We start from the raw sequence: 23,670 nt of genomic DNA on the forward strand, positions 1-23,670 counted from the left end.
ATGGCGGAGGTGCCCATGCTGGACAATCTGACCCAACTGCTCATAGGCCAGGGTTTCATCCCCCATGGCTACTGCTTTGCCTGGTCGCCCGGCTTGCTGTGGACCATGGTGCTCTCCGATGCAGCCATAGGCATGGCCTACTTCAGCATACCGATGGCGCTGATCACCATTGCCCGCAAGCGTGCCGACCTGCACTTCAATCAGGTCATGCTGCTGTTTGCCGCCTTCATCCTGGCCTGTGGCACTACCCACTTCCTCGATCTCATCAGCATCTGGTACCCCATCTACTGGATAGATGCCTGGGCCAGGGTATTCACCGCCATCATCTCGCTGTTTACCGCCTACGCCCTGTGGCGCATGATTCCCCGGGTACTCGCCCTGCCCAGCCCCAGGCAGTTGACCGAAGCCAATCTCAAGCTATCGGAGGAGATTGCGGCCCGCAGGGACAAAGAGCTGGAGCTCAAGAACAGCGAAGAACGCCTGCGCCAGCTGTCCGACAATCTGGAAGCCATGGTGGCAGAGCGCACGGCCCAGTTGGCCGAGACCAATACCCGCTTACAGGGTGAGGTGGCCGATCGCCAGCGCATGCAGACCGAGCTGCAGGTGGTCAACCGCAAGCTGGAGGAATCCTTGCGGCAGCAAGCCGCCCGCTCCACCGAGATAGAGCAGTTGAACAAGATGGGCGACCTGATGCAAAGCTGTGTTTCGGTGAACGAGCTGGCCCAGGTCTTGAGCAACTTCTCGGCCGGCTATCTGGAAGCCGCTACCGGCGCCATCTACCTGATGGACGAGGAGGCCGGCCTGGTCACCGAGGAAAGCAGCTGGGGCAATATGCCCGAGGCGGAGAAAACTTTCCCACCCGGCAGTTGCTGGGCACTGCGGCGCGGCCAGATACACCCGGCCGACCCCTTGCAGCAGAATCTGCACTGCCAGCATGTCAGCGACCACAGCGACCATGTGTGCGTGCCCCTGATAGGCAATGGCGAGACCTTGGGTCTATTGCACCTGCGCCACCCACGTGGCCTGCACGATCCGGCCTTTCTGGATGGCGTGGCCAAGCGCGCCGCCCTGGCCCTGGTGAGCCTGAAGACCCGCGAAGCACTATTCAACGAGGCCACCCACGACCCCCTGACCGGTCTGTATAACCGCCGCTACCTGGATGGGGCGCTGGAAGAATCCGAGCGCCGCTCACGCCGCAACAATCGCACGGTCGGCTTGATGATGCTGGACCTGGATCATTTCAAGATGATCAACGACACCTATGGCCACGAAGTAGGCGACGAGGTATTGCGCGCCTTTGCCGGCCTGCTGAAAGGTAGTTTGCGGGCGGGTGACATTGCCTGCCGCTACGGCGGCGAAGAGTTCACCATCCTGCTATCCGGGGCCACACTGAATGCCACCCGCCAGCGCGCCGAACAACTGCGCCAGCAGGTTGAACAGTTGCGGGTGCCCTACCGCGACAAGCAATTGGCGCTGACGGTCTCCATCGGTATTGCCGTGTTCCCCGAGCATGGTCACCACCTCGACGACGTGCTGCACGCCGCCGACTCCGCGCTCTACGATGCCAAGCATGAAGGCCGCAACCGGGTGGCTACTGCCACCCCGGCGACAGGTGATGATCTGGCTAGCCATCCCCAGGCCGCCGACTGACTGACTGCCGGACGGCGCTCAGTCTATAGCCAGCGGGTAGCTGGCGCGGCCGCGATTATCAAAGCACTGCATCGGCCCTTCCCAAGGGCCATCCTGCCACCGCGCCACTTCAAAGTTATTGCCCGTATAGCCGGCAATGACTTTGGGCCAAAAGGCCTGTGCCGGCAGATTGCGCGGCACCTGCGCCACCTCCCACCTCCCTGGCAAGGTATCAAAAACCTGCAGGGCCGCATGCTGCGCCAGACCCCGGCCGCGATAGCGGCGCAGCACAAAGTACTGCGCCATCCAGTATTGGTTATCCGGCCGGCAGACTATGTCGTTCACCAGGGCAAAGCCGGCATAGCGCCCATTCACCCTGAACACAAAGGGGTGATAATTGGCGTTCAGCCAATAGGCATCAAGCTTGTAGCCATACAAGCCATGCTCGTCCAGCTCCATGTCCCAGTATTCGGACAGATCGTGCTGGTAAAGCTCCAGCATGTGCTGGAGCGGCAGACGATCAGATGGGGTGGCGCGCATCACCCGTAAATCCAGCGCCGTGTCCTGCAGGTCTGCCATCTCAAAACCTCCGCTTCTCATTGGAGCGCGCCTTGCCTGCCTTGCCTATCACCTTCCACTTGGCCTGCATGGCCTTGCGCTCCAGCGGTGTCTGCTGGCTGCGGCGCACCTCGCGCAACAGCTTGTGGTAGTTCAGCAGCCGATCATCCTGCACCACCCCACGCACCGCGCAACCTGGCTCATCCTCATGCTGGCAATCACGGAAATGACAATGCGCCGCCAGCGCCTCGATATCTTCGAAGGTCGCCGCCAGGCTCTCCTCATCCGCATCAGGCCGCCAGGTGCGCAGACCAGGGGTGTCGATGATACAGACGCCCGATGGGCATAGATGCAGCGAACGGGCCGTGGTGGTATGGCGGCCTCGGCCATCCCCCCGCCGCACATCGCCCGTCAGCTGGCTTGCACTGCCGCTCAGGGTATTGGTCAGGGTGGACTTGCCCGCGCCCGAGGAACCCAGCAATACCAGCGTCTGCCCCGGCGCCAGCCACGGTGCCAGGTCAGCCACCGTATCGGGTGCAAGGGCATCGACGGCATAGGCCGGGATATTGCGAGGTAGCCGCTGGTGCACCTCGGCCATACGTGCCTCTACGGCATCGCCGATATCTGCCTTGGTCAGCACCACCACACCCATCACGCCGCTGGCCTGCACCAGCGCCAGATAGCGCTCCATGCGCCGCAGGTTGTAGTCGTGATCCAGGCCCATGACCAGCAGGGCGGTATCGATATTGCTGGCCAGCGGTTGCCGCCTGCCATCGTTGGCGCGTCGGGCCAGGTGGGTAAAGGGCGGCAGCTGCTGGGCTATCCACCACTCGCCGTGGGCATGCGGCGCCACCACCACCCAATCACCCACCGCCAGGCCCGTGCCCTGCTCCTGCAGTAGATTGACCAGGGCGGGCAAGGCACGAGCAGTGTGCTCTGCCACGCCGTCATGCACCTGCAGCAGGTCGCGTTGTACTTCGGTAATGCGCATCAAACAACTACCCGGCGCAGCCGGGGGCAGGAAAGCCAGCTGGCTGGCGAGTTGCTGGGTAAGGCCAATCTGACGCAGGGTTTCGAAATCGAATTCGATCATGATGTCGTTGTATTCCAGGTCCTGTTGCGCGCAGCCGCGCACGACGCTGCCAGCCTATAGGCCAGCAGCACAAAGAAGAGCGGAAGTCGGCCACGCAGCACGCGGGCGCCAACGCACCTGGTTTACAAACGATTTGGAACACAGACCAACCGGTGATTCAGTACATACCGGCAGGCAAAACAGGGGTGAGGCTAGGCTCAGGCAGTGGCCGACAGGAGGGCAAGGTCAAATGTCTTCATGGCGCTGTGCTCCTGTGGTGGATGAAAGGTACATACAGTGTGATACCGAGGGGCGGCGCAGGTCAACTACTTCAAGGTGCCGTAGCGCGCTTGTAGCGCCAGCCAATCACTGCGACTCAACATGCTGGCCCCCCGCCCCTAGCGGGGCCAGGTCTCGCCAGTACGCAGGCAGCCCACCCTTGTCATCGATATAATCGGCGCAAAACAAGCGATACGGCATCTAGCACTTCGCCGCCTGATGCACGCCGCACCAACCGCCCGACGCCAGAGATCTGCCCATGCTCTGGCCTGCAATCCATACCGTGGAAACAGCAGGGACAACAATGGAGGAGCTATACAGTGAGTAAAACACTCAAGACGTTCGATGATGAAATTGCAGCCTATATACGCTCAAATGAGCAGAACGGTGAGCTGCGCCAGGCACCGAGTTGGGGCAAGCCCCTAGCCAACGACGATGGTTTTGACGCCACGCCGGAAGATCTCCGCATGGGTTACAAGATGCTGAAAAGCGCCGGCTATGTCCCGCCAGAAGTCGAGATGATGAACAAGCTCAGTGCCATGCGGGTACAGCTCAGCATCCTCAACCCCTGTTGCAGCGAGGCCGAGGAGCTCCGTCAGGAGATTCGTGAGCTGCAACTGAAGGTGACCCTGCAACTGGAATCGCTGCGCGCCTGATAAAGCCGGACTAGGCGGCTGGCAGCACGCACAGGCCGGCCGGTCGGCCGCAAGGCATGAGGGCTTGGCGATGCTGGCCTGGCGCGGGTGTGCGCAGCAGCCTATTCAGGGGGCAGCATGCGTACACAAAGCGCCTGCAGGGTGTTGTAGACGCCGCTAGGCCGCCGGAAAGTGCTGCTCCACCTGCGCCAAAGCGCTATCAATGGCGGCTTCAAACGCCAGCAGCAAGGTAGGCGTCTCGGAGCCCTTGCGCAATGCCGACTCCATCTGGGCTGCCAGCTCGGCCAGTTCCACCGCACCGATATTGCCGGCCACACCCAGCGTGGTATGTGCCAGGCGCTCTGCCGTCGCCCGGTCCCCGTCCCGCAAGGCGGCTTCCAGGTCGGCCACCGTATGCTTCAGCGCAGAGGGCAGTTTGGCCAGCATGCGGTGATAGAACTCCACCCTGCCGCCCATGCGCTCCAACGCGGTGGCAGTATCAAAGCCCAACAGCTGTACCACCGCCTCGCCCACGGGCGCTGCGGCTTCGGTCGCAGTAGTGCTGCTGGCCAAGCTCTGTGCAGGCACCGCAACGCCTGGGGTCAGCCACTGGGCGATGGTACGAAACATCATGTCCGGGTCGACCGGCTTGGTGATGCAGTCCTGCATGCCCTCCCGCAGGCAGCGTTCCCGCTCCTCCACCAGGGCGTGGGCCGTCATCGCCAAGACAGGCAAGCGATTAAAGCGGGCCTCCTGGCGTATCTTGATGGTGGCCTCATGGCCATCCATCTCCGGCATCTGCACGTCCATCAGGACCAGGCTGTAATAATCGGCCGGGTGCGCATGCAATAGCGTCAGCGCCTCGCGGCCGGTGCCGGCGATATCCACCACAAAGCCTTCGGTCTGCAGCAACTCCACCGCGATCTGCTGGTTGATCTCGTTGTCCTCGGCCAGCAGCACCTTGTAGCCGGGCCAGCGGGGTAAGCCGTCGGCCGCAGCCGGCTTGAAGTCGCGCTGATCGGCCGAATCAAACAGCGGCATCAGGGTGTCCACCAGGCTGGATAGATTGATGGGCTTGAGCAAGAAGCCATCCACCGCCGCGGCCTCGGCGTGCTGGCGTATTTCCTCACGCCCGAATGCTGTCACCAAGACAAACTTTGGTGGATGACGTAGCTGGGCTCGGTTCAAGGCCTCCGCCACCTCTATCCCGTCCAGTCTCGGCATCTTCCAGTCGCAGAACACCACGTCATAGGGTTCATCCGCATCGGCATCATGGATGGCCAGCAAGGCTTCAGCACCATCACGGGCCGTATCGGCGCCTATTGAGAGATTGAGCAAGGCATCGGCCAGTATCTCGCATGCCACTGGATTGTCGTCTGCCACCAGCGCGCGCAGTCCCTGCAACGCCACAGGCCGGGCAGATGGCGCCGGCTTGGTGTCGCGGGCGATGCCGAAGTTGGCGGTAAAACGGAAGGTGGAGCCTATGCCCACCTCACTTTCCAAGCTGATCTCGCCACCCATCATGTTCACCAGCCGCTTGCAGATGGTCAGCCCCAGGCCCGTGCCGCCATATTTGCGAGTGGTCGAGCCATCGGCCTGGGTAAAGGGTTGAAACAGCTGGGCCGCCTGCTGCGGCGTCATGCCTATACCCGAGTCGCGCACGGCAAACTCCAGCGTCACCCCGCCCGCATGGTGAGAGATCAACCGGCAGCTCAGATGTATTTCGCCCCGCTCGGTAAACTTGATGGCATTGTTGGCCAAGTTGATCAACACCTGCCCCAGCCGCAGCGGGTCACCCATCAAGTGGCGCGGGATATTGGGCGGTACCTGGAACAGATATTCCAGCGATTTATCCTGTGCCTTCTGGCCGGTAACATTAGCTACATTGGACAGCACCTCGTCCAGCGAGAACTCCACGTTCTCCATCTCCAGCTTGCCAGCCTCGATCTTGGTGAAATCCAGCACATCGTTCAGCACCGCCAGCAGTGACACGCCCGCCCTGTGTATCTTGCTCACATAGTCATGCTGCTTGGCTGTCAGCTCGGTCTTGAGTGCCAGATAGGCCATGCCGATAACGGCATTCATCGGTGTTCGTATCTCGTGGCTCATATTGGCCAGGAACTCACTCTTGAGCTTGGATGCATTCTCTGCCACCAGCATGGCACGGCGCAGTGCGCCTTCCTGTTCCAGCAAGCGGTCATTGGCTTCCATCAGTTCGTGCGTGCGTTGCTCCACCCGCTCCTCCAACACCCGCTCGGAGGATTGCAGTGTCTCGACCAGCTCTTGATTGACCGCCAGCGCTTCGGCCTGCGCCTTCTCTTTTTCCAACCGGATGGAGTTGAAGCGGTCTGCCAGGGCAAAGGCTAGCAGCAGCATCTCCAGGGCCGAGCCAAACTGCATGCCGTTGACGGTGATGAAGTTGGTGGGCAGCAGGCCAAAGCTGCGCAGGCCCGTCATGGTGGCCGCCAGCAGCAGCACGCTGAAGGCCACCACAAAATAGGCTGCGCTGCGCTGCTGCCGTATCAGGCACACGATGCCCACCGCCAGCACCAGCAACATGGTCGCCGAATCCAGGGCAATGGCGGGCATGATGGTGGTGCGGAAGGAGTAAAGAAAGCCGATGATCTGCAACAGATGCAGGCCTACCACGCCCAGCAGCACCTTATCGAGCACAGGCACATTCCTGGCGGTTTCCAGCAGGCGCCGCATGAACAGCAGCAACATGATGCAGGTCGTGGCGAACCCTATCATGGTCGACACCTTGGACCATGCGGGGGAATTGGGCCACAGGAACTCGTAGGCCACGCCGTTGTAGCAGGCCAGCGACATCGCCGCGCTGGTGATAAAGCAGACGTACAGCAGATAGGACTGGTCACGCAATGCCACGAACAGCAGCAGGTTGAACAGCCCCATGGCCATCACCATGCCAAAATACCAGGCCTGTCCCATGTAATCGCGGCGCTCGTGCTCGGCAAAGGCCGCGCTACGCCATAGCCGGATCGGGATATCCATGGAGCTTTCCGACTCCAGCTTCAGGTAGTAGGTCTGCTCCGCACCTGCCGGCACCGTCAGCGGCAGCACATAAAAGCGGTTGGCATAGGGCCTGTCGGCAAAGCGCAGCCCGCTGCCGCTCAACAGCATGCTGTATCCCTGCCCAGGCAGCGGCATGAAGAACTCGATCTTCTCGTGATGGGCGTAGGCAATCTCCAGCAGGCGCGAATCCGGCTGCTTGCCCGTATTGCGCAGCTTCACCCTTAGCCACCAGGCGGAATCCGATAGCCCGAAGTTGAGCGCATCGCCCTTGGTCGGTCGCGTCTCGAAACGCGAAGCGTATTCTGGCCGCTGTACATCCATCAGTGACAGGCTGCGCGAAGGGTCTTCCAGTACCTCGATATAGCTGGTCAGCAGCACCGCATCGGGATCGTCCTGGCTCAGGGCCAGCATCGGCGATTCGGCCGCCATGGCCGCTGCCATGCAGAGGCACAGCACCAGCAGGCAATGCAGGACGCTATGGAAGGGACGGTGGTAGCTGGAGTGCACGGACATATTCTTTGGTGGTGCCAGGCCGTCGGGCGCAGGGTAATCCTCCAGCGGCATGGCGCAAACAGTGCCTGCGCCTTCTATTGCCACACGGCCGGGGACGACATCGGCCCTGCGCATCGCCGCTGTTGCAGACTGAGGCTGGGGTAGGCGCCCTGCCAAGCAAGGGAAACACTGCATCCTAGCAGATCAGGCACCCTTTTCTAATGCTGGCTTGTTGACCAGGCTCAACTAAACTCCAGCACAGTTTGTTACCCAGTGAGAGCCCGCAACATGTCCTTTGCTCCGGAATATGAAGCCATCATCATCGGTAGTGGTTTTGGTGGCGCGGTGATGTGCGCCCGACTCAGCAAGCGCTGGCCCGGCCAGGTCTTGCTGCTGGAGCGCGGCAAGGCTTATCCACAAGGCAGTTTCCCACGCAGCCCGGCAGACCTGGCCAATAACTTCTGGTGTCCTGATGATGCCGCCGGCAACCGTCCCCGCCATGTACGCAAGCAGAAGGTGGCCAAGGGCAGGCTGCTGGGCATGTTCGATGTGCGTAGCTTCGCGCATATGGATACCGTCACCTGTGCCGGCCTGGGCGGCGGTTCGCTGATCTACGCCAATGTGTTCCTGCGCCCACCCGAGCACACCTTCAACCAGCACTGGCCCATCCAGCTCAAGCTCGCCACCCTGGCCCCCTATTACGATGTGGCCCAGTCGGTCTTGGGCGCCCGCACCATCCCTCCCCATCAGGATCAATCCGACCGCCGCTTTATCCTGCGCACCCAGCAGTTTCAGCGCTTTGCCGCCGAGCAGAAGCTCAGCAGCAAGCTGGCCGATATTGCCGTGTACTTCGGCAATGGCTACAGCTACGGCAAGCAGGCCCAAGCCACCCAGATAGGCGTGCAGGAGCCCAACCGCTACGGTGCGGTGCAGACCTCCTGCACCTACTGCGGCGAGTGCGACATAGGCTGCAATGTGCATGCCAAGAACACCACCGACCTCAATTACCTGCATGTGGCACGTACCGTACATGGCGCCAAGGTGCAGACCCAGGCCCAGGTCCAGCGCATCGTGCCACTCAATGCCCAGGGTGAGGACGATGCCAATGCCAGGGGCGAGCATGGCTACCGCGTGTACTTCGACGACTTCGAGCACGATACCGTGACCGCCGTGACCAGCCGGCGGGTTATCGTCTCGGCGGGCACCTTGGGCAGCAACGAGCTGCTGCTGCGCTGCCGCGACATCCATCGCAGCCTGCCCGCCATCAGCCAGCGGCTGGGCTACCGTTTTTCCGGCAACGGCGATTTCCTCTCTTTCGCCCTCGACAGCAAAGTGCCGGTGAACTCCACCTATGGCCCGGTCATCACCCAGTACACAGACCACCATCTGTTCGAACAATACGACCCGCAGCGCGCCTTCCTGCTGGAGGACGCCAGCGTCCCCACCCATGCGGCCTGGGCCATGGCCGCCCTGCAGCCGGTACTGCACCCCTGGGACAAGTTCAAGGCACTGCTGCAGGTGGCGTGGGCAGCCATCTGCTCACTCTACCCGGGCCGCAAGAACCAGCAGGTGGGCTTTTTGCTCAACCGGCTGCTGCAGCACGATATCACCCAGTACAGCGCCGTATTGCTGTGCATGGGCCAGGATCAGGCCGACGGCCGTTTCTCGTTGAACCCGGCCGGCTACCTGGACCTGGACTGGCCGCAAAAGACCAGCCAGCCGCTATACGATGCCATCCTGGCGCTGGGTGAGCGCTTCAATCGCTTTATTGGCGGTGAGGTGTTCCTGCCCCTGCCCACCTGGCTGCGCCCCATGCGCAACAATGTTACCGTCCACCCCTTGGGGGGCTGTACCCTGGCCGATGGCCCCGAGGCCGGCGTGGTCAGCGCTGCCGAGGCCGATCGGGGCCAGGTGTTCGGCTACCAGGGGCTGTATGTCGCTGATGGCGCCATCATGCCCACCGCACTGGGGGCCAACCCTGCCGCCACCATTGCCGCGCTGTCAGAATGGATAGCACATGGCATCACCGGCCAAGCTCCGACAGACAGCCTGTTGTAGCGAGGTGTGCAAGCAAGCGCTGCCGATCCACCAAGCCGGGTTTGGTTAGGGCCGCTAAGCATAAGAACAGAAGGAGAGAGGCATGAACGAACATCTCAGCGGCATACGCATACATTTTGCCGAGACCATGAGCGGCTACGCCAGCCTGGGCGGCAGCAGCTTCAGCGATGGTTTCGAGGAGGGTCGCGCTGCCGGCCTGCCGCTGGCCTTGCATGTCAACGTCGATGTCGATGACCTTAAAACCTTTCTCGATACGGCCGAGCACGCGGCGCAATTGACAGGCTATGTCGAAGGCCCGCTGGTGGGTGGCCGGGCCGAGGTGGAATCGGGCCGCTTCATGCTGATGCCCAATACGGCAGACCGCGATCGCAAGGTCATGAACTACCGGGTCTATTGCCGCAACGAGGATGGCGAGCGCTTTACCCTGGCAGGCGAAAAGGAAGTGCAGCACCACTTCGGTTTCGACCTGTGGCACGACACCACCACGCTCTATACCAACCTGTTTGTCGGCCATGTCACGCCCGAGCAGGCGCCACAGAGCGATCTGCTGGCCACCGGCATACTGAGCCTGGGTGTGGTGGATTTTGCCAAGGTGCTGCGCACGGTGAGGGCGACCGATGCAGCGGGCAACAACAGCCTGGTCGGGCTGGCTGCCTTTGGTGAATTCTTCGCCGGCTCGCTCTGGCAGATCTACGGCCCCTCCTTGCCACCCAGGCCCCATGAAGCCCCCCGACTCTACCCACGCTACACCACGGAGGGCGTACAAGGCGCCTGCATCAGCGAGCATGCCTTCACTACCGGCGACGGCTTGGGGCTATCACTGACCCGCTTCCAGCGCGCCAGTTGCGATGATGTGGTCCTGATCATCCACGGCCTGACCACCTCGTCCGACATGTTCATCATGCCCGAGCACGAGAATCTGGTGCAGCACCTGCTGGATCAGGGTTATGGGGATGTCTTCACACTCGATCATCGTGGCAGCAACCGCTTTCCTTACAACCTGGTCCGGGGTAGCGCCAACCTGGACGACCTGGCGCTGTACGACCACCCCGCTGCCATCGCCACCCTGCGCCAGCTGGTCGGCCCGCACAAGCGCATCCATGTGATCGCGCACTGTGTCGGCGCCCTCACCTTCGGCATGAGCCTGTTCGCCGGCCAGGTGGGTGGCGTCAGTAGCGTGATCCTCAACAGCATCGCCCTGACCGCCCGCGTGCCCCCCTTTTCCAAGCTGAAACTGGGCTTGGGGCCATTTGCCTGTGATTGGCTGCTGGGGTTGGAATATGTCAATCCGCGCTGGCGGCACCAGCCGGCCTGGTCGGCCGGCAAGCTGCTGGCAATGGGGGTGGATTGGTTCCACCATGAATGCGATTCGTCCGAGTGCCATATGCTGAGCTTTATGTGGGGTGCCGGCAAACCGGCCCTGTTCATGCACGAGAACATGGCCAAGGAGACTCACGACAGGTTGGGCGATCTGTTTGGCGGCATTAGCGTCAACTACTACCGCCATGTGCTCAAGATGGTGAACGCCAACCACGACGCGGTGAAGTTCGAGCCGGGCAATCCACGCTATGCCGCCCTGCCCGACAATTACTTCTCCCAGGCCAGCAAGGTCACTACTCCCATGCTGTTGGTACAGGGGCAGGAGAACCGGGTATTCGCTGATTCCAACATACTTTGCCATCAACGGCTGGAGCAGATCGTCCCCGGCCGCCACCAACTTCATGTCTTCCCCGGCTACGGCCACCAGGACATCTTCATGGGCAAGAATGTCGCCATCGACATTTTCCCCCGTCTGCTGACTTTCCTGCGAGCCCATAGCCATGCCTAGCGCCGGTTATGAACTCAGGCCATGAAGGGTGGGTGACGCCTACGCAGGCGCTGGGTTTGCCCTGGCGCTAGACGTCAACGCAACTCAATAGCAAGGTGATATACCCCACTGATATGACGACCTCTCTCATCAGACAGACCGCAAGCACATCATGACCATCCTGCAGTGGGGCATACTCGGCACCGGCGGTATTGCAAGCCAGCTGGCCAGGGCGATGACCGAATTGGATGACGCCAGGCTATACGCAGTTGCCTCGCGCGAGACGGCCAAGGCAGCCAGCTTCGCCCAGACCTTTGGCGCTGCACGCCACTACGGCAGCTATGCCGAGCTGGTCGCTGACCCAGCAGTAGACGCTGTCTACATCGCCACGCCGCACGCCCAGCATTTTGACGCCCTGCAGCTTTGCCTCACCGCAGGCAAGCCCGTGCTGTGCGAGAAACCATTTACCCTCAATGCCCAACAGGCGGCACAAGCCATTGCGCTGGCAGGCGAACGGCAGGTCTTCATGATGGAAGCCATGTGGATGCGTTTCATCCCGGCCATCGCCCAAGCCCAGGCACTGGTGGCAAGCGGTGCCATAGGCAAGCTGCAAGGTGTACAGGCGGACTTTGGCTTCCTGCAACCGTTTGACCCCGCCCACCGGGTATTCAATCCGGCCTTGGGCGGTGGCGCCCTGCTGGATATCGGCATCTACCCCTTGTCGCTGGCCTGCCTGTTCCTGGGCCCGATAGCCCGGATACAGAGCATGGCCGAACTGGGCACGACCGGTGTGGACGAGCAGACGGCCTTCACCCTGCAGCATGCCGGTGGCGGGCTCTCCAGCGGCTGGTGCAGCCTACGCGCACCCTCGCCTACCGAGGCCATCCTGCTGGGCTCGCAGGGCACCTTACGCGTGCATGCACCGTTCTATTGCCCGTCGCGACTGACCCTGCAGCAGCAAGGACAAGCCCCGCGCACAATCAGCGTGCCCGTCAGTGGCAACGGCTATCGCTACGAGCTGGAAGAAGTCCACCGCTGCCTGCGCCTGGACTTGCTGGAAAGCCCACGTATGCCCCTGGCAGACACCCTGGCCACCCTGCAGGCACTGGACACCATCCGCACACAGATTGGTGTGCGCTACCCCGGCGAGTGAGCGCCTGCCATGGACGCTAGAGATAGCCGGGTAATGGCGGACCGGGCAGGCACCGCGGCACCCTTGGTGCAGGTCGTCAGTGTATAAACCAGCGGCTCGCCGCCTGATTGCAGCCACGCCCTTACTTTGTACTCCGTTCAAATGCTGGCTGACAAAAAAAGAGGCCCCACAAGTGGGGCCTTCAGTCCGTACTGGGTGGTGACAAACGTTGCAGCAACCTACTGTGAGGCAGCAGGATGTCGCCTCGCACTTCTCAATCAGCATGGCCATTCGCTTCCCGATCGCAACCGCCGGGCTAACTGAGCAAGTTGAAATCATGATAATGATAATGATTTCTATTTTCAAGCTGTTTTACAGTGGGCGGCGCATGGCCTGTCATCCTTGCTAGTGTCCCCACACACCGGCCACGCAACATGAAAAAAAGCCTGCATCAAAGCAGGCTTTTTTCGATCAGGCAGAACGGCTTGGTATCAGTAGCCGGCGGCAGCAACCGCCTTGATCCAGTCTGCCATCGGGCCCAAAGACTCCACATTGGGGCTGATGCTGGGCACCAGGTAGTACAGCGTGCCATTGGCCGTACCAATGTAGGCTTCCTTGCCAGGGTAGTAACGCAGGTAGTAGCCCGCCGCCGAAGCCGAGGTCGATTTGACCGTGCCAAGATATTGCGGGTAGGTCGCTTCCAGGTAATCGAACACCCGGTCTGCGTCGTAGTTGGCATCGTAGACCGCTGCTCGGTTCACCATCACCAGGTTGCTGCGGCCCAGATAGCCGCTAGGCATGCTGGTAATGGGCAGTTCGTTGAAGGGGCTGCCTGCGTTGACACGCTGCAGTTTAGCCATGGCATCGATCACTGCCATGCTGCTGTCCTTCACCTTGCCGAACACAGTGAAGCCGCCATTCTGGCTATCCAGGCTAGGATTATCAGCCAGGTTGACGAACCATTGCGAGGTGGCGCTATTGGCTTGGCCATCCAGCTTGGCCATGGCCACGGTGCCCCGTTTGTTCAAGCGGGCAGTGCTGAACTCATTGTCCACGGCAGGCTGGGTAGGAATGGCATCCACAGAGTTGCTGGCGTTGCGCCAGGCAAAACCACCACCCTGCACGACAAAACCCGGAACGCTGCGATGCATGAAGCTGCTGTTGTAATCGCCCCGCTTCACATAGCCCAGGAAGTTGGTCACCGTCTTGGGCGCCTCGGCATCATACAACTCGATATCCACCGGGCCCAGCGAGGTTTCCAGGCGCACAGTCGTCGCCTGGCTGGCCAGCGGGGTTGCCAGCAACAGCGCCAGCGTCACAGCATAAAGGGATTGGAAGCGGGATAGAAACACATGCACCTCGTGAAATAAAACCCGACAGCCTTCGGGCGAGGTGACGATTCTAGCGCTGAATCCAGCGCCATCGTCACAGCTCGCAAACCACCAGCTATCTGTCAGTAAAAAAGTGGGGTAAAAAAGACAGCACCATTGCCTTGTCTACGCCTATGGGACAACAAGGGCGATGGCGCCAGGTAGCGGGCTTACATCGCCAGCCGCTGGTGGATGCTGGCGGTGATGCCCGCCGCATCCAGGCCACATTCGGCCAGCAGCAGGGCCGGGTCACCATGGTCCACATAGCGGTCAGGCAAGCCCAGTTGCAGCACGGGCTTGAGCAGACCCTGCGCCGCCATGGCCTCGATCACCGCCGAGCCAGCACCACCCATGATGGCGTTCTCTTCCACCGTCACCAGCAGGTCATGGGTTTCCGCCAGCTGCTTGACCAGCTCCACATCGAGCGGCTTGACCCAGCGCATATTGACCACGGTCGCATCCAGCGCCTCGGCCGCCTGCAAGGCGGGGGTGAGCATGGAGCCAAATGCCAGGATGGCAATACGCTTGCCCTGCCTGCGCACCACGCCCTTGCCCACGGGCAGTGCCGTGAAGCCCTGGTTCACCGCCACACCCGGCCCGGTGCCACGTGGGTAACGCACTGCGCTGGGCTGATCAAGCTGGAAGGCCGTGTACAGCATCTGGCGGCACTCATCCTCATCGGCCGGGCACAGCACGGCCATATTGGGTATGCAACGCAGATAGGTGATATCAAAACTGCCGGCATGGGTGGGGCCGTCGGCTCCCACCAGGCCGGCGCGGTCTATGGCGAACACCACCGGCAGGTTTTGCAGCGCGACATCGTGTATCAGTTGATCGTAGGCGCGTTGCAGGAAGGTGGAATAGATGGCCACCACCGGCTTGAGTCCCTCGCAGGCCAGGCCAGCGGCAAACGTCACCGCATGCTGCTCGGCAATGCCCACATCGTAATAGCGCGTGGGGAACAACTGCTCGAAGCGCACCATGCCCGAACCCTCGCGCATGGCCGGGGTTATCCCCACCAGGCGGGCATCTTGGGCCGCCATATCGCACAGCCAGTCGCCAAATATCTGGGTATAGGAAGGCTTGCTGGCCGCCTTGGCCGCCATGCCATCGGCTGGCGTAAAGGGTGTCACGGCGTGGTATTTCACCGGATCGCCCTCGGCCAGCTTGTAGCCCTGCCCCTTCTTGGTGACGATATGCAGGAACTGCGGCCCTGACAGGCTCTTGAGATTCTGCAAGGTCGGTATCAGTGCGTCCAGATCGTGGCCGTCTATCGGGCCCACATAGTGGAAGCCAAATTCCTCGAACAGCGTGGAGGGCGAGAACAGGCCTTTGACATGCTCCTCGCCACGGCGCACCAACTCGTGCAAAGGTGGCACGTTCTCCAGCACCTTGCTGCCGGTGGAACGGAAACCCTGGTAGAAGCGGCCAGACAGCAGCTTGGCCAGATAGGCGTTGAATGCGCCTACATTGGGCGAGATCGACATTTCGTTGTCGTTCAGCACCACCAACAGGTCGGTATCCTTGTCGCCGGCGTTGAACAACGCCTCGAATGCCTGCCCCGCCGTCATGGCGCCATCGCCTATCACAGCCACTACCTTGCGGCGCTGCCCTTGTATCTTGCTGGCCTCGGCCATGCCATGCGCCGCGCCTATGCTGGTGGAGCTATGGCCCACGCCAAAGGTGTCGTATTCACTTTCCTCGCGCTTGGGAAAGCCCGCCAGGCCGTGGTACTTGCGCATGGTATCCATACGCGACTTGCGGCCGGTCAGCACCTTGTGCGGATAGGTCTGGTGACCCACGTCCCAGACCAGCCTGTCGTGCGGGGTCTCAAACACATGGTGCAGGGCAATGGTCAGCTCTATGGTGCCCAGATTGGAAGCAAAGTGACCACCGGTCTTGCTGATGGAATCCAGCAGGAACTCACGCAGCTCACCGGCCAACTGCTTGAGCTGGTCCTGGTCGAAGCCGCGCAGATCGGCAGGCAGATTGACATTGTCGAGAAGCGGATAAGCCATGACGTTCAACTAGGTAAGGCGGCAGACACCAGAGTGCACATGGGCCGCCTGTAGTGATTCGAAATCAAAAAGCCCGATGCACGATAAAGTGCGCCAGTTCGCGCAGCCTGGCTGCACGCGTACCAAATTCATCCAGGCAGGCCAGCGCTTCGGCCTCCAGTTCGGCTGCACGTAGCTTGGCCTCCTTCAGCCCCAGCAGGGAGACATAGGTGGGCTTGTCATGCGCCGCATCTTTGCCCGCCGTCTTGCCCAGGGTCGCCGTATCGGCCTCTACATCCAGGATATCGTCCACCACCTGAAAGGCCAGTCCCATCAGCTTGGCAAAGCGATCGAGCTTGTCGCGCTGGGCCGAGGCCAGCGGCTCGCCACAATAACTGCCCAGCAATACCGATGCCCGTATCAAGGCGCCAGTCTTGAGTATGTGCATATGTTCCAGCTCGGGCAGACTCAAGGGTTGCCCCACCGAAGCCAGGTCTATGGCCTGGCCGCCGGCCATGCCCGCTGCACCAGATGCATTGGCCAGCAGCTTGACCATGCGCAATTGATCGGCTGGCTCATCCGCCAAGGCCTGCATGGTCAAGGCCTCAAATGCCGCCGTCTGCAGGGCATCGCCGGCCAGCAAAGCCGTAGCGTCGTCAAACTCCACATGCACGGTGGGCTTGCCACGGCGCAAGACGTCGTCATCCATGCAGGGCATGTCGTCATGTACCAGCGAATAGGCGTGGATCATCTCCACCGCGCTGCCGGCATACTGCAAACGCTCGACCGGGGCATTGACCAGTTCGCCAGCGGCAAACACCAGTAGCGGCCTGACCCGCTTGCCACCACCCAGCACGGCATAGCGCATGGCCTCGTGCAGCCGCTGCGGCAACTGGCTGGCAGGAGGCAGCAAGCCACCCAGCGCCAGTTCCATCTGTTGCTGTATGGCAAACGACCACGTCTGAAAATCGTGCTGCGCGCTCATTCTGCCTCCTCCAGGTCCAAGGGCTTGAGGCTGTCGCCATCCAGCACCTTGATCTGCTGCTCGGCAGCAGCCAGTTGTTCCTGGCAATAACGTATCAGCTCGCCGCCGCGCTTGTACGACAGCAAGGCCGTCTCCAGCGGGGCGTCGCCACGCTCCATCTCGGCTATCAGGGCTTCCAGTTCGGACATGGCCGCCTCGAAACTGGCGGGCTTGGTGGGTTTGGCCATTACCTATACGCGCTTATAGATGAGTAAACCGCGAGATTTTACCTTGTATGCGCCAAGGCAGCGCACAAAGAAAAAAAGCACGCCGGTGATGACCGACGTGCCCTAAGTACCCAAGCGTAGGCAAACCGGCCGGGCTAGCCCGGCGGCCTCGCAGGGCAACTCGTAGCGAGCTGCACTGCGACTACAGGACGCAATGTAGCACAGCCGTTCGGGTTTCAAACAATCGTTTGATAGGCTGTTGCGTTGCCGCAAAAGGATGTCGCATCCATGTCGCGCCAGCCTAAGAGCCTGTTCAACGTCTTTTCGCCGCGTCGCTGAACTGGAAAATGGCCAGGCACAAGGCGTGGTGCGCAGGCAATAACAAGTTATTGCCAAGCGCCACAACGCAGTGAGTGGCCGTTTTCCAGTGCAGCCCTTCGGGTTCGCAGCCTTGCCGGCGAATGGCGGCGTTGCAAGCCGCTTACGGTACCCGTACCGCTGCGCGGCTTGCGCCTTGCCCTTCATCCGGCAAGGCTGCGAACGACGCGGTGAAAAGACGTTGAACAGGCTCTAGGACGGCGCGGTCATGTCTCAGCAAAGTCGCCCCACATGGCCAGCGGCTCAAGGCACGGGGCAGTTCAGTTCGCTGCTGCTGTAGGTACGGCTACCGCCGTCATCGGTCTGCACCTGCACGGTGAACTGCTGCCCCCAGGGTTGCGCGCTGCGGTTGAATGCCCAGAGCGCGGCACCGTTGTTATTGGTGCGACCTATATAGGTATTGAGCAGCTTGCCGGTCGGGTCATAGGCCTTGTAGCTGATACCCATATAGCGCAGTACCGTGCGGCGGCTGTCGTCGGTATAGGCATTCACCAGGAACCAGAAGCCCGTCTTGCCGGCGTTCAGGCCGCAGCGGGCCACATAGCTGGTGGTCACGGTTTGCCACGGCCAGGCCGAGACATCGAGCCGACGACCACCGGCCACCTTGCCCGCCAGACTGCTTTCCACGGCGGCGGTGCTGAACAGCGCATGCCGGGTTTCAGCGACATCTGCCTGTGGGTGCAGCACCCGATACAAGCCTATGGCGCCGGCCACATGGGGCGCCGCCATGGAGGTGCCCGACTTCCAGTTGTAGGCGCTGTCTGAACCATGCACGGTGGAATAGATGCCCGAACCAGGCGCAGCAATGTCCACCGAACTGGCACCGTGATTGGAGGAGCTCGACAGCATGCCATCCGCCTTCAGATTGGCGACCGAGATGATGTTGTCCACCGGCAAGCTGGCCGGCCACATAAAGCGATCATCGGTATTGACGCCATTGTTGCCGGCAGCGGCCGCCACCATGATGCCGGCCTCCTGTGCTGCCTGGAAATACTCTATGCCGGCCAGATTGGGCGTGCTGGTGAGCCCACCCAGCGAAAGATTGACCGCCACGACATTGATGCCACGGTTTTTTTTCAGGTCGACCACGTAATTCATGGCCGCCAGCACAGCACTGGTGGGGCAGCTGCCACCGCTGCTGCACACCTTGACCGGGATGATTTTCACCGCGCCGTCGCCGCACATGCCGACCGAACCCAAGGCATTGTTACGCCTTGCCGCGATGGTGCCTGCCACATGGGTGCCGTGGCTGTGGTCGTCTTCGACATTGTTATTGTTGGCGTAGAAATTCCAGCCCTTTACATCATCTACCAGACCGTTGCCGTCGTCGTCACGTTGGTCCACCGCGGCCTCGTTGGGATTGATAAACACCTGGTCGCGCAGATCCTGGTGGGTCGTCCGCACACCGGTATCCAGCACCGCCACATAGGCCGGCGCGGCTGACTTGCACACATAACCCTTGGCCCACATCTCGGCGGCACCCGTGCCAAAGGGGCTGGCTGGCGAGGTGGTGCGGCCCTGTACCCCCCATACCTTGGCAAAGTCCGGATCATTGGCAGGCTCTGCCTGCAGTTTCAGTATCCAGTCCGGCACGATATAGTCGACGGCGCTGTCATCCTCTGCGATACGCGACATCACGGATGCCACCGACCAGCGGCGCCCCAGCTTGACCACATAGAACTCGCCCGTGGCCATCACCTGCTTGCCTTGACCACCCAGGCGTCGCGCGCCGGTACCAAATGAGCGGATAACCCGCTCCCGCTCCGCCGCGCTGGCACCGGGGCGGAACTTGACCAGCACCTGTGTTTCATCAAACCGGCCTGCCCCCTCGAGCGCCTGCACCTCACTGATGGCCAACTGGCGGGCCAAGGCCTTGTTCTCTGCCATCATATCCGCCGCCAATGTAGCGGTATGGGTGGTGGCCAGCAGGCCGACCACACAGGCATGTATTAAAGACTGCTTGAAACGCATCATGACGAATTCCTTGTTGTGCCGGCCAGCGGCACCCGGTTGAAGAGATAGCGAGCCCGATCTGCCCTATGCCCCGGCGAATGCGGGCCGCACAGCGGCATCGGCAAGCCCGCAGCACGGGCAATGACGAAGGCATAATCTAGAATCTGGGAGGGTAGGCGTCTACTCGCATTCGCCGGGGCGGCAAGAAAGGCGAAAAGTTACGCAATATCAATCAGATGCAGCTGATCAAGGAATAACAGAACCCGCTAGCGGCGTAGCTTGCTCAGGTTTGTCGCCGCACTGTCCTATTGAACGGTGGGTAGAGAGGCCGGCCGCTGACCCCGCTGACCCAGCCACTGTCTGGGCGACAGGCCGGTTTGCGCCTTGAAGGCGCGCGACAAGGCCGCTTCGCTGCCATAACCGGTATCGCCCGCTATCAGCTTGAGTGACTGCCCCTGCAGCAGCAGTTTCTGGGCCAGCGCCATGCGCCAGCGCTGCAGGTACATGCCCGGCGTACAGCCCACCACCTCGCGGAAAGTATGGGCAAACACACTGCGCGACATGCCCGCCTGTACCGCCAACGCCGCCAGCGTCCAATCGCGGGCCGCCTGTTCATGCATGGCCACCAAGGCGTGCCGCAGGCGTGGATGCGCCATGCCTGCCAGCATGCCCGCCTGCGTCTGCCCGTGCTCCATCAGATGCCTGAGCACCTGGATCAGCAGCACTTCAAACAACCTGTCTAGCACCGCCTGCCGGCCACAGTGCTGCCTGGCGGCTTCGTTGAACAACAGATCCAGTATGCCCCCAGCCCCCTCAAGCTCGGCCAGCGGCAGGCAGGAAAACGCCGGCAGCGCAGCCACGATGGGATTGGCAGCACCACCGTCAAAGTGCAGCCGGGCGCAGGCTGTGTCTATGCCTTGATCGCCATCGCTGATAAATCGGTGCGCCATAGGGAGTGGGTAGAGCAGCAGGCTGGGCTCGGTCACCTGCACGGCAGCCCCCTGGCCATGGCTGACCACCAGGCGACCGCGCCGGATCAGGTGCAGATAGCCCACGGCCTGCTCATCTGCCAGATCGTGGATGCCGCACAGCACCCCGGTATGAAATACCTTGGCCGTCACCGCAAAGTGGGTCAGCAAGGCGGCTAGTCTATCTGCCACAGAAACACTCCTGATCAAGTTATCGATACTTTGCGTGATCATTCGTATTGTAGCAAGCGGTACAGTTCCTCCTGCCAACAGGCAATGCCTTTCACGACATCAACCATGCGAAGAGGAACACCATGAACCTGCTACACCGCACCCTCGCCCTGTCTCTGCTTGCCACTGCCTTCTCTGCGCAAGCCGCAGCCCCCCTCGACGCGGGCACCAAACAAGCAAGCCGCCTGGAGCAAAGCTCCAGCTACGTCGTCACCCACGACGGTGTTCGCCTCTACTACAAGGACTGGGGCCCGAAAAATGGCCCGGTCGTCACCTTCAGCCACGGCTGGCCACTCAGCTCGGACAGCTGGGAATCGCAAATGCTGTTCCTGGCATCGCAAGGCTATCGGGTAGTGGCCCATGATCGCCGAGGTCATGGCCGATCCAGCCAGCCGTGGGACGGCAATGACATGGATCACTATGCCGATGACTTGGCCAGCGTGATCCAGACGCTCAAGCTAAAGGATGTCACTCTGGTGGGCTTCTCCACCGGCGGCGGTGAGGTGGCCCGCTACATCGGCCGTCACGGCACCAGCCGGGTCAAGAAGGCCGTGCTGGTGAGCGCAGTGACGCCCCTGATGCTCAAGACCGAGAGCAATCCGGGTGGCTTGCCGCTCGCGGTGTTCGACGGCATACGCAAGGCATCGCTGCAGAATCGCTCGCAGCTGTATCTCGATATCGCCTCAGGGCCCTTCTATGGCTACAACCGCCCCAACGCCCAACCCTCGCAGGGCCTGATCCAGTCGTTCTGGGTACAAGGCATGCAAGGTGGCCACAAGAATACCTATGACTCGATCGCCGCCTTCTCGGCCACCGATTTCCGTCCAGACCTGAAGCGATTCAACATCCCCACCCTGGTCATCCATGGCGATGACGATCAAATCGTCCCCATAGACGCAGCAGGCAAGGCCGCCGCCAGCCAGATCAAGGGTGCCAAGCTGATCGTCTATCCGGGGGCGCCCCATGGCCTGACCGACATCCATAAGGACAGGCTAAATCAGGACCTGTTGGACTTCATCAAGCAGTAAGGCTTGGCTGCCGACCTCGCACGCGCGCGGTCGGCATGCCCAGACCCATGCCTTCGCGTGTCAGGCTTTGCACGGTCTTGATCAGTGCCAGCTTGAGTCCCGGCCGCTGCAGCATGGTCTCGTCGTGCAGCAGGGTGGCGTCCACCGTGTGCAATAGCGAGCGAATCAATATGGCCAATACTGCCTTGGGCAAAGGCAGGGAAGGAAGAATGCCATGCAGCTGCTCAATGATGTATTGGTCAAACGCCAAGCTCAGTTGGCGCGCCTGCAATGCCCTGACCAACTCACGCCGCGCGCCTACCTTGCCGCCAAACGCGCCCAGCAACACCCTGACAAGCACATCGGCGCGCTGACCATCGCCGTAGCGGGCACTGGCAGGCAGTTGGGCGAAGCCGGCACGGATGGCATCGCAGCAACGGCTGATCTCTTCCTGCACCAGCGCCACCAGTACAGCATCCTTGTCCGGGAAATACTGGTAAAGCGTGCCTATGCTGATACCCGCCACCGCCGCGATACGATTGGTATTGAGCGCCGCCTCGCCCTCTTGTTCCAGTATGCGCAAGGTCGCCTCGAATATGAGTGCCACCTTCATCTGCGCGCGGGCCTGGCAGGGCTGACGACGTTGCTCTGACGGTGTTTTCATCTACGGGGTCGCCTATGCGTCAATCAATCTAACAGCCTGCGGGCAGGGCGGGAAGGCGAATCAGGCAGCCATACTCACCACCCTTGGGTGGCACGCAGTATATTCCATCAGCATTATTTCAGCCTACGCACCTGCTGTCGAACAAGCTCGCCCGTTGCAACATCAGACCACAACACCTAGCATACCCGGCGCCTTCCACTTGGCCGCCCGGCAAGCAAGCGCATGCACGGCCCAGTATGACGCAGCGCAACGGCTGACCGGCCCACACAAGACAAGCACAGCAACATGCCCATCACCCTTAACGCAGTCACCCGCGACAACTTTGACGACATCATCGACCTACAACTGCTGGATCATCAGAAAGACTATCTCGCCAGCAACAGCTATTCGATCGCCCAGGCCAGCTTCTACCCCAACTACCATACCCGGGCCATCTATCTGGGCGAGGAAGCAATCGGCTTTCTGATGTATGTCTCACTGGCCGAAGAAGGCCAGCCAGGCGACTACGCCATCTACCGCTTCATGATAGACAGCCGCCACCAGGGCAAGGGCCATGGCCGCCAGGCCCTGCAGCGGGCGCTCGACGAAATTCGCAGCCAACCCGGCGTGCAACGCATCTTGATCTCCTATGTACCGGCCAACCCGGTCGCCAAGGATTTCTATGGCAGTTTCGGCTTTGTCGAAATCGGCATTGATGAAGAAGAGATGGTGGCAGAGATACGCCTCTGACCTGGCAGAGCCAGCGGGAGACCGGCTGGCCCATCGCAAGATAATTGCCTGCGTGACGGAATGCGCAAGCCGGCTCAATGGCCAGCACTGGAGGGGCTCCGGGCACCTGAATCGCTCTCGACGCCGCTTGACCCCGATTGCAGGCTCACCGCAAGCCCTCAGGCTTTGATATCAATCAGCGCGCCCAGCATCTGGTCGGCCGTGGACACCACCTTGGCCGAGGCCTGGAAGCCTGCCTTGTAGATCAGTTGGCCCACCATTTCGGTCTCGATCTGGGTGCCTTCACTGCTGCTGGCAGAGGGCGCGACCCTTACCCCGGAACCGGGTGGGGTGCCTTCGCTGAAATCGGGCTGGCGGGCCCGAAAGCCGCTTGTCAGGGTATTGGCGACATTGTGGGCCGAGACGTCCAGCGCCCGCTGGTAACCCAGCATGCCTGACAAGCCAGCACCAAGTGCGGATACGGACATGGCAACTCCAGAAACAAGGC

At 61.4% G+C, this 23,670-nt stretch carries 18 protein-coding genes; 7 read left to right on the plus strand and 11 right to left on the minus strand.

The window, feature by feature from the left end; genetic code table 11:
- Positions 1-15 precede the first annotated feature (15 nt).
- Entirely contained in the window at positions 16-1,650 is a 1,635-nt protein-coding gene (locus tag QQK16_RS02225) for a diguanylate cyclase (RefSeq protein ID WP_284194789.1), read from the plus strand.
- Positions 1,651-1,668: 18 nt separating this feature from the next.
- On the opposite strand, the gene QQK16_RS02230 is transcribed toward QQK16_RS02225, so the two are convergent.
- A complete protein-coding gene (locus tag QQK16_RS02230) occupies positions 1,669-2,208 on the minus strand; it encodes a GNAT family N-acetyltransferase (protein ID WP_284194790.1) in 540 nt (179 codons plus the stop codon).
- A gap of 1 nt (position 2,209) precedes the next feature.
- Positions 2,210-3,322: a ribosome small subunit-dependent GTPase A gene (gene rsgA, locus QQK16_RS02235; protein ID WP_284194791.1), complete on the minus strand. Its 1,113-nt coding sequence runs from the start codon at positions 3,320-3,322 to the stop codon at positions 2,210-2,212.
- 536 nt (positions 3,323-3,858) lie between these two features.
- On the opposite strand from rsgA, the gene QQK16_RS02240 reads away from it, so the two are divergent.
- Positions 3,859-4,194, plus strand: a complete 336-nt coding sequence (locus QQK16_RS02240) for a DnaJ family domain-containing protein (protein WP_284194792.1) — start codon at positions 3,859-3,861, stop codon at positions 4,192-4,194.
- A 156-nt stretch (positions 4,195-4,350) separates the two neighbouring features.
- On the opposite strand, the gene QQK16_RS02245 is transcribed toward QQK16_RS02240, so the two are convergent.
- Positions 4,351-7,833 (minus strand): hybrid sensor histidine kinase/response regulator, encoded by a 3,483-nt coding sequence (locus QQK16_RS02245; protein WP_284194793.1) that lies wholly within the window; start codon positions 7,831-7,833, stop codon positions 4,351-4,353.
- A gap of 153 nt (positions 7,834-7,986) precedes the next feature.
- Between QQK16_RS02245 and QQK16_RS02250 the strand changes: the two genes are divergently transcribed.
- From QQK16_RS02250 to QQK16_RS02260, 3 genes are all read left to right on the plus strand, one after another.
- A complete protein-coding gene (locus QQK16_RS02250) occupies positions 7,987-9,756 on the plus strand; it encodes a GMC family oxidoreductase N-terminal domain-containing protein (RefSeq protein ID WP_284194794.1) in 1,770 nt (589 codons plus the stop codon).
- 82 nt (positions 9,757-9,838) lie between these two features.
- Positions 9,839-11,584 (plus strand): alpha/beta hydrolase, encoded by a 1,746-nt coding sequence (locus tag QQK16_RS02255; protein ID WP_284194795.1) that lies wholly within the window; start codon positions 9,839-9,841, stop codon positions 11,582-11,584.
- Between the two features lie 151 nt (positions 11,585-11,735).
- The gene (locus QQK16_RS02260; protein ID WP_308446975.1) at positions 11,736-12,716 is read left to right on the plus strand and encodes a Gfo/Idh/MocA family protein; all 981 of its coding nucleotides are present in this window, start codon (positions 11,736-11,738) and stop codon (positions 12,714-12,716) included.
- 470 nt (positions 12,717-13,186) lie between these two features.
- On the opposite strand, the gene QQK16_RS02265 is transcribed toward QQK16_RS02260, so the two are convergent.
- From QQK16_RS02265 to QQK16_RS02290, 6 genes are all read right to left on the minus strand, one after another.
- Positions 13,187-14,047, minus strand: coding sequence for a peptidylprolyl isomerase (locus QQK16_RS02265; RefSeq protein WP_284194796.1), 861 nt, complete (start codon positions 14,045-14,047; stop codon positions 13,187-13,189).
- A gap of 188 nt (positions 14,048-14,235) precedes the next feature.
- Positions 14,236-16,083, minus strand: coding sequence for a 1-deoxy-D-xylulose-5-phosphate synthase (dxs, locus tag QQK16_RS02270; RefSeq protein ID WP_284194797.1), 1,848 nt, complete (start codon positions 16,081-16,083; stop codon positions 14,236-14,238).
- A gap of 64 nt (positions 16,084-16,147) precedes the next feature.
- Positions 16,148-17,047: a polyprenyl synthetase family protein gene (locus QQK16_RS02275; protein ID WP_308446976.1), complete on the minus strand. Its 900-nt coding sequence runs from the start codon at positions 17,045-17,047 to the stop codon at positions 16,148-16,150.
- Complete coding sequence (locus QQK16_RS02280) at positions 17,044-17,274, minus strand: exodeoxyribonuclease VII small subunit (protein ID WP_284194798.1); 231 nt, start codon at positions 17,272-17,274, stop codon at positions 17,044-17,046. Before QQK16_RS02280 ends, QQK16_RS02275 begins: the two co-directional genes overlap by 4 nt.
- A 600-nt stretch (positions 17,275-17,874) precedes the next feature.
- Positions 17,875-19,605, minus strand: coding sequence for a S8 family peptidase (locus QQK16_RS02285; protein WP_284194799.1), 1,731 nt, complete (start codon positions 19,603-19,605; stop codon positions 17,875-17,877).
- Between the two features lie 284 nt (positions 19,606-19,889).
- Complete coding sequence (locus QQK16_RS02290; RefSeq protein WP_284194800.1) at positions 19,890-20,744, minus strand: AraC family transcriptional regulator; 855 nt, start codon at positions 20,742-20,744, stop codon at positions 19,890-19,892.
- A 122-nt stretch (positions 20,745-20,866) separates the two neighbouring features.
- Here QQK16_RS02290 and QQK16_RS02295 point away from each other — a divergent pair, with 122 nt between their 5' ends.
- Complete coding sequence (locus QQK16_RS02295) at positions 20,867-21,811, plus strand: alpha/beta fold hydrolase (protein ID WP_284194801.1); 945 nt, start codon at positions 20,867-20,869, stop codon at positions 21,809-21,811.
- Here QQK16_RS02295 and QQK16_RS02300 read toward each other — a convergent pair.
- A complete protein-coding gene (locus tag QQK16_RS02300) occupies positions 21,801-22,454 on the minus strand; it encodes a TetR/AcrR family transcriptional regulator (RefSeq protein ID WP_284194802.1) in 654 nt (217 codons plus the stop codon). The two genes, QQK16_RS02295 and QQK16_RS02300, sit on opposite strands and share 11 nt — an antisense overlap.
- Positions 22,455-22,739: 285 nt before the next feature.
- Between QQK16_RS02300 and QQK16_RS02305 the strand changes: the two genes are divergently transcribed.
- On the plus strand, positions 22,740-23,183 hold the full coding sequence (locus tag QQK16_RS02305; RefSeq protein ID WP_284194803.1) for a GNAT family N-acetyltransferase: 444 nt from the start codon (positions 22,740-22,742) through the stop codon (positions 23,181-23,183).
- Positions 23,184-23,341: 158 nt separating this feature from the next.
- Here QQK16_RS02305 and QQK16_RS02310 read toward each other — a convergent pair whose 3' ends face one another.
- Entirely contained in the window at positions 23,342-23,650 is a 309-nt protein-coding gene (locus QQK16_RS02310; protein WP_284194804.1) for a flagellar basal body rod C-terminal domain-containing protein, read from the minus strand.
- Positions 23,651-23,670: the final 20 nt, after the last annotated feature.

The organism is Chitinimonas prasina (assembly GCF_030160395.1).
Classification (GTDB): domain Bacteria; phylum Pseudomonadota; class Gammaproteobacteria; order Burkholderiales; family Chitinimonadaceae; genus Chitinimonas; species Chitinimonas prasina.

Coding starts and splice junctions, on each gene's coding strand:
- QQK16_RS02225 (WP_284194789.1), top strand. CDS start 16: ATGCTGGACAATCTGACCCAACTGCTCATAGGCCAGGGTTTCATCCCC.
- QQK16_RS02245 (WP_284194793.1), bottom strand. CDS start 7,833: ATGCGCAGGGCCGATGTCGTCCCCGGCCGTGTGGCAATAGAAGGCGCA.
- QQK16_RS02230 (WP_284194790.1), bottom strand. CDS start 2,208: ATGGCAGACCTGCAGGACACGGCGCTGGATTTACGGGTGATGCGCGCC.
- QQK16_RS02295 (WP_284194801.1), top strand. CDS start 20,867: ATGAACCTGCTACACCGCACCCTCGCCCTGTCTCTGCTTGCCACTGCC.
- QQK16_RS02285 (WP_284194799.1), bottom strand. CDS start 19,605: ATGATGCGTTTCAAGCAGTCTTTAATACATGCCTGTGTGGTCGGCCTG.
- QQK16_RS02280 (WP_284194798.1), bottom strand. CDS start 17,274: ATGGCCAAACCCACCAAGCCCGCCAGTTTCGAGGCGGCCATGTCCGAA.
- QQK16_RS02255 (WP_284194795.1), top strand. CDS start 9,839: ATGAACGAACATCTCAGCGGCATACGCATACATTTTGCCGAGACCATG.
- dxs (WP_284194797.1), bottom strand. CDS start 16,083: ATGGCTTATCCGCTTCTCGACAATGTCAATCTGCCTGCCGATCTGCGC.
- QQK16_RS02260 (WP_308446975.1), top strand. CDS start 11,736: ATGACCATCCTGCAGTGGGGCATACTCGGCACCGGCGGTATTGCAAGC.
- QQK16_RS02300 (WP_284194802.1), bottom strand. CDS start 22,454: ATGAAAACACCGTCAGAGCAACGTCGTCAGCCCTGCCAGGCCCGCGCG.
- QQK16_RS02275 (WP_308446976.1), bottom strand. CDS start 17,047: ATGAGCGCGCAGCACGATTTTCAGACGTGGTCGTTTGCCATACAGCAA.
- QQK16_RS02250 (WP_284194794.1), top strand. CDS start 7,987: ATGTCCTTTGCTCCGGAATATGAAGCCATCATCATCGGTAGTGGTTTT.
- QQK16_RS02305 (WP_284194803.1), top strand. CDS start 22,740: ATGCCCATCACCCTTAACGCAGTCACCCGCGACAACTTTGACGACATC.
- QQK16_RS02310 (WP_284194804.1), bottom strand. CDS start 23,650: ATGTCCGTATCCGCACTTGGTGCTGGCTTGTCAGGCATGCTGGGTTAC.